The following is a 5,844-nucleotide window of genomic DNA, read 5'->3' on the forward strand; positions in this document are numbered from 1 at the left end:
GTAGCCGTAGATCTCCGCCATCTCCTTGTTCTCCGGCAGAATCCACCGGGAGGGAATGCCGTAGGCGGGCTCGATGGTCTCAATGCCGTCCACCTCTCCCAGAGGATTGGCCGGCTCCAAGGCCAGGTAATAGTCCACCAGGATCTCGCCCCGGGCAACCTCCTCGCCCCGGATGCGAATGACATACTGGTTCGTTCCCAGGGACGAGGCGTCATGGAGGCGGATAGAGGGAAAGACGAAGCCCATATCCTGGGCGTACTGCCGCCGGAAGATGACGATGCGGCTGATGAGCTTGCCGCCGTGGCTCTCGTCCACCATGGGGATCAGACTGTATCCGAACTCCATCTCCACGGGCTCCACAGACAGCAGGGAGTAGACGTTGTTGATGTCCTTGTAATAGTCGGTCTCGCTGGGGGCCGCGGCCTCCGGCTGGATCTCCGCACTTTGAGCGGCGGCCTCCTCTGCGAGGCGCTCCTGCTCCATACGGCGGCTGATAAACACGCCGCCGCCCACCAGCACGCCGCCGCCCAGGGCCAGGGCCAGATGGGGCGTATTGGGGATTGCCGCCAAAAACCACAGGATAATGCCGGTGGTCATAATGGCTCTCGGCTGGGCCTTGAACTGCTTGAGGACATCCTTGTTCAGACTGCCCTCGGACACCGACCGGGTGACAATCATACCGGTGGCGGTGGAGATCATCAGCGCAGGCAGCTGGGACACCAGGCCGTCGCCGATGGTGACAATGGAATAGCGGGTCAGGGCGGTGGTAAATTCGCCGTGGTTTATGAGAATCTCAATGAGCACGCCGCCCAGGAAGTTGATCATGGTGATCAGAAGCGACATAACCGCGTCGCCCTTGACGATCTTGGTGGCGCCGTCCATGGCGCCGTAGAAATCGGCCTCCTTCTGGATCTTGTTCCGCCGGTCCCGGGCCCCCTGCTCATCAATGAGACCGGAGGAGAGGTCTGCGTCAATAGCCATCTGCTTGCCGGGCATGGCGTCCAGCGTAAAGCGGGCGGCCACCTCGGCCACGCGCTCGGCGCCCTTGGTGATGACAATAAACTGCACCAGCACGATGATAAGGAAGATAACCACGCCAATGATGATATTGCCGCCGGTGATCAGATTGCCGAAGTTCTGGATGACCTCGCCGGCATAGCCGTGCCAGAGAATCTGCCGGGTGGTGGACACGTTCAGTCCCAATCGGAACAGCGTGGTGATCAGCAGCAGGGACGGGAAGATGGAAAACTCCAGCGCGTCCGAGATATTCATGGTGATCATGAGAATCATGATCGAAAGGCCGATATTGATAATCAGCAGAAAGTCTAAAAGCTGGGTTGGCAGCGGGATGATCAAAAACAGAACGATAATCACGACGCCAAGGGATATTGCATTGTTCAGTATCCGCTTCACGCGCCGGTCACCTCCCGCTCCGTAAGTTCCTTTCTGCCGCCGGGCCTCACGCCCGGCCTTCCCGCCCTGCGGCGAGACGGCCCCGTTATTTTACCAGTCGTTTATCTTTATCCAGCCGGAAGATGTAGACCAGCACCTCCGCCACCGGGCCGTAGAGCTCCGGGGGAATCTCCTGATCCAGCTCCGTGGAGGCGTAGAGGGAACGGGCCAGGGGCACGTTTTCGATCACTGCCACGTTGTGCTCCTCGGCGGTCTTCACAATCCGCAGAGCCAGCTCATCCTGTCCCTTGGCCAGGACAATAGGCGCGGCATCCTGCTCCGGCTTATACCGCAGCGCCACCGCAAAGTGGGTGGGGTTTCGGATAACCACATCGGCAGAGGGCACTTGCTGCATCATCCGCCGCTGAGCCCGCTCCCGCTGGATCTGCTTGATCTTTCCCTTGACCTGGGGATCGCCTTCCGTCTGTTTATACTCTTCTTTAATTTCCTGCTTGCTCATTTTCAGCTGCCGCTCGTAGTCCCACCATTGGTACATAAAGTCCAGCGCAGCCACAGCAATAAAGGCAATGGCAATTCGAATCACCATACCCTTGGCGCTGTCAAAGAGGTGCATGCAGGCCGCCTGCAGGTCCGTATAGAGATACTTGTAACTCTCCTGGACCATATCCTTCAGGCTGATGTAGATAATCACCAGCAGCAAAATAATTTTAATAATGCCCTTCAGTGCGTCAATCACGCTCTTCAGGGAGAACAGCCGCTTGAGTCCCTGTAAGGGGCTGATCCGGCTGAACTTTGGCCGCAGCAGCTCGCCGCTGACCAACAGTCTTGTCTGCGCAAAGGTAGCCATAATGGCGCAGATGGCAGTGACCAGCAGCAGCGGCAGAACGGCCCGCACCAGCAGCATAAGCCCCTGGTGCTCCAGCTCTGCCACCTGATCCCCTACCGGGAGGCTTCCCCCGCAGGCCGTCAGGCACGCAATCATAAAGTCGGCCACCTCGCGGACGATATTGCCGGCCAGCAGCCACAACGCCACACAGGAGCCCAGCAGCGTCGTCACTGACACTGCGTCCTGGCTAAGGAAGACGTTGCCTTTTTTTCGTTCGTCCCGCCGTTTTTTAGGTGTCGCCTTTTCGGTTTTGGAACCTTCGGCCAACGGTCATCCCCCCTTAAGGCCCTGTCGTTTCCCGCCGGGGCTCCTTCTAAAGGAGGCCCAGCAGAGTGTGCATGCTGTCCAGCATGGCCATCTCCGCCTCCAGCAGGTATTCGCTGAACGGTGCCATCAGCAGAAGAAGCAATGCCAAACCGATAATCACTTTCAGCTCGATATTGATGGAAAACACATTGATCTGCGGGATAACCTTCATCAAAACCCCCATGCCCAGCTGTCCCAGCAGCTCCGCTGCCAGAATAGGCATGCACAGCTTCACTGCCAGCACAGTGCACTCCACAAAGAGTTCCAGCATGGCGTTGGCCGCATCTGTTCCCAGTGTAACAGTGCCGAAGGGCACCACCTCATGGGAAGTCAGCATCAGCCGCAGCAGGGTGTGGTGGCCTCCTGCGGCGAAAAACAGCAGCGTCATCAGCGTGTTGAGCAGCATACTGCTTACCGACAGATTGGCCTGGGCGCTGGCGTCATAGACTTGATTCATGGTCATGCCCATCTGGGTGTCAATGGCATGGCCCGCCAGCTGCGGAATATAGAAGAAAAAATTCATCACCAGCCCCAGCAGATATCCCAGCGCCATCTCCAGCAAAATGCAAAATGCCATTTCGATAATGCTGCCTGGAGTCCGTACTGTGACCGGCGCCGTGAAAGAGATCACAAACACCGACAGCACCAGCACAAATCCGCTGCGAAAAATTCCCGGGATATTCCGCCGGCCCAGGACAGGGTTGAACAGCACAAATCCGCTTATACGGGCTGTGATATACAAAAAGAGCGTCAGCTCGGCCCAATCGATCATACGGCCAACTCCGTCAGGAGCCGATCAGGGCAAAAATCTCCCTGGTATACTCCTGCAGGGACTCCAGCATCCAACCTCCGCCCAGCAAAAGGACGGTGACAATGACGCTCACCTTGAGAATGAAGCCGATGGTCTGCTCATGGATCTGGGTGACAGCCTGAAAAATGGCCACCACCACGCCCACCAGCATACTCAGCACCAGCATGGGGCCGCCCAGCTTGATAACCAGGCCGACGGCGTCCCGCATCAGATCTGACACAGCGGCTGCATCCATCTCTCAGACCTCCCTTCTCCGGTCTCCATCGGGCACACGCCCTAGTTGAATCCCACTACCAGCTGTGAAAACAGAAGCTCCCATCCGTTCAGCGACACAAACAGCAGCAACTTAAACGGCGCGGAGATCATAGACGGCGGCAGCATGATCATACCCATGGACATCAGCGTACAGGAGACCACAATGTCGATCAGCATAAAGGGGATATACAGCAGCAGTCCGATGGTAAAGGCCCGCTGGAGCTCCGTGGTCATAAATGAGGGGATGATAATCCGCATGGGCAGCTCCATAGCCGTAGCCTCATCGATGGTATCCGGCGTGTCCACATGTGCCAGGTCGCAGAACATCCGCATGGTGTTCTCCCGGGTGTTGCGGATCATGAAGTCCTTCAGCGGAACAGAGGCCAGGTCCAGAAACTCCTCCTGGCTGATCTCCTCCGCCACATAGGGGTCATAGGCCTCGGTCTTGATCTGGGAAAAGGTAGGGGCCATGGTGAAATAAGTCAGGATCAGCGCCAGTCCCACCAGCACCATGTTGGGCGGTGTCTGCTGGGTGCCCATGGCCGTGCGCAGGAAAGAAAAGGAGATGATATACCGGGCAAAGGAGGTCATCATCACCAGAAGCGACGGCAGCAGCGTAATCATGGTAGTCAGGAACAAAACCTCCAGAACCTGTACGCTGTCGCCGTTGATACTGATCAGACCCTCTGGCAGCAATTCCCTCACCTCCGCCCTTTCTGGCGCAAAACCGTATTCAGCACCTGGCGGAAGCTGGGTGTCCCGCTCTGATCCTCCGTCTCCGCTTGCCTCCGCCAAAGGGCGGCCTCCTCCGCTGTAAACTCCGCCAGCATAGTGATGTCCGAGCCGGTAACTCCCAGGAGAAAATATCGCTCTCCCGCCTGAGCCACCACGAGCTTCTGCTCCCGTCCCAGCGGCAGCTGGGCCAGGATTGCAAGCCCCCCTCCCGCCTTCAGCGGGCCGAAGACGCCCAAGCCTCCCCGGCCTGCCACGTACTTGGTAAACCAGTAGGCCAAGCCGATGATCACAATGACGCTGACAACCATCCACAACAGGGAAAAGATGGGATTTCCCTCCAACATTTCGGGATTATCTCCCAACATTTTAATCAGGGCTCACCCAGGATGTTGGTCACAGTCTTCAGCACCCGGTCAGGCTTAAAGGGCTTGACAATGAAGTCCTTGGCGCCGGAGCGCACCGCGTCCATGACCATGCTCTCCTGGCCCATGGCGGAGCACATGACCACGTTGGCGCCGCTGTCCTTGGCGCGGATAGCCTTCAGCGCCTCCAGGCCATCCATATTGGGCATCGTGATGTCCATGATCACCAGGTCCGGGCCAATCTCACCGAATTTCTCCACCGCGTCGGCGCCGTCCACAGCCTCAAAGAGCTCGGTATACCCGTTCTTGCTCAGGGTGTCCTTGATCATCTTCCGCATGAATGCGGCATCGTCCACCAACAAAATCTTTTTAGCCATTGTCGTATCCATCCTTTTCAATCTTATTGATTTGCATATTTCGTATGATTATCCCTGTATCTGCGTCTTATTTCTTCTTAGGAAGTTCAAAACCAGGGTTCTGCACAATCTCCGTAACCCGAACGCCAAAATTGTCATCGATCACCACCACATCGCCCCGGGCAATGCACTTGCCATTGACGAACAGGTCCACTTGGTCACCGGCCAGCTTATCCAGCACTACCAAAGAGCCCTTAGAGAAAGCCAGAATCTCCTGTACCTTCCGCTGGGTGCGGCCAATCTCCACCGACACCTGCAGGGGCACCTCCATAATGAGATCCAGATTCTGGGCCTGTTCCTTGCCCAGGACCTCCTCCACGTCCATCTCCTTCATGGCAACAGGCTTGGTAGCGATGATCTTCGGTTCCGGCTTCTGCTGTGCGGCGGCCTGGACGGGGGCATTGTTGGCCATGGCCGTTGTCATGGCGGTCATCATAGCTGCCATCATACTCCCCAGATCCGCCGCTGTCGCAGGCTGAGCGCCCGGAGCAGGCTGGGCTGCGGGGGCCGGCTGGGGCGCAGGCTGGGGAGGCGGCGCAGGCTGAGGAGCGGGAGCCGGGGCGGGCGCAGGCGTGGCGGTTCCGCCGCCTGCCATCATCCGCTCAATCTCCTCCTGACTCATCATCCGGCTGCTGCCGCCGGAGGGCTCCTCCGCGGGGG

Annotated in this window: 8 protein-coding genes; all 8 read right to left on the reverse strand. The window is 58.0% G+C overall.

From position 1 onward, the window contains the following. Positions 1-1,413 (reverse strand): flagellar biosynthesis protein FlhA (locus QZ326_RS10835; RefSeq protein ID WP_295745062.1); only part of this gene is annotated, 1,413 nt, incomplete at its 3' end. Between the two features lie 85 nt (positions 1,414-1,498). Next, positions 1,499-2,566, reverse strand: coding sequence for a flagellar biosynthesis protein FlhB (flhB, locus tag QZ326_RS10840; RefSeq protein WP_295745064.1), 1,068 nt, complete (start codon positions 2,564-2,566; stop codon positions 1,499-1,501). A 46-nt stretch (positions 2,567-2,612) separates the two neighbouring features. Further along, positions 2,613-3,377: a flagellar biosynthetic protein FliR gene (locus QZ326_RS10845; protein ID WP_295745066.1), complete on the reverse strand. Its 765-nt coding sequence runs from the start codon at positions 3,375-3,377 to the stop codon at positions 2,613-2,615. 13 nt (positions 3,378-3,390) lie between these two features. Further along, on the reverse strand, positions 3,391-3,651 hold the full coding sequence (fliQ, locus tag QZ326_RS10850) for a flagellar biosynthesis protein FliQ (RefSeq protein ID WP_295745068.1): 261 nt from the start codon (positions 3,649-3,651) through the stop codon (positions 3,391-3,393). Positions 3,652-3,692: 41 nt separating this feature from the next. Next, positions 3,693-4,367: a flagellar type III secretion system pore protein FliP gene (fliP, locus tag QZ326_RS10855; protein WP_297980698.1), complete on the reverse strand. Its 675-nt coding sequence runs from the start codon at positions 4,365-4,367 to the stop codon at positions 3,693-3,695. A gap of 5 nt (positions 4,368-4,372) precedes the next feature. After that, the gene (locus tag QZ326_RS10860) at positions 4,373-4,750 is read right to left on the reverse strand and encodes a flagellar biosynthetic protein FliO (RefSeq protein ID WP_295745070.1); all 378 of its coding nucleotides are present in this window, start codon (positions 4,748-4,750) and stop codon (positions 4,373-4,375) included. Positions 4,751-4,776: 26 nt separating this feature from the next. After that, on the reverse strand, positions 4,777-5,145 hold the full coding sequence (locus QZ326_RS10865) for a response regulator (protein WP_293282689.1): 369 nt from the start codon (positions 5,143-5,145) through the stop codon (positions 4,777-4,779). A 67-nt stretch (positions 5,146-5,212) separates the two neighbouring features. Next, positions 5,213-5,844: flagellar motor switch protein FliN (fliN, locus tag QZ326_RS10870; RefSeq protein WP_295745074.1), on the reverse strand; the 632-nt coding region annotated here is incomplete at its 5' end.

The organism is uncultured Oscillibacter sp., assembly GCF_910587525.1.
Taxonomy (GTDB): domain Bacteria; phylum Bacillota; class Clostridia; order Oscillospirales; family Oscillospiraceae; genus Oscillibacter.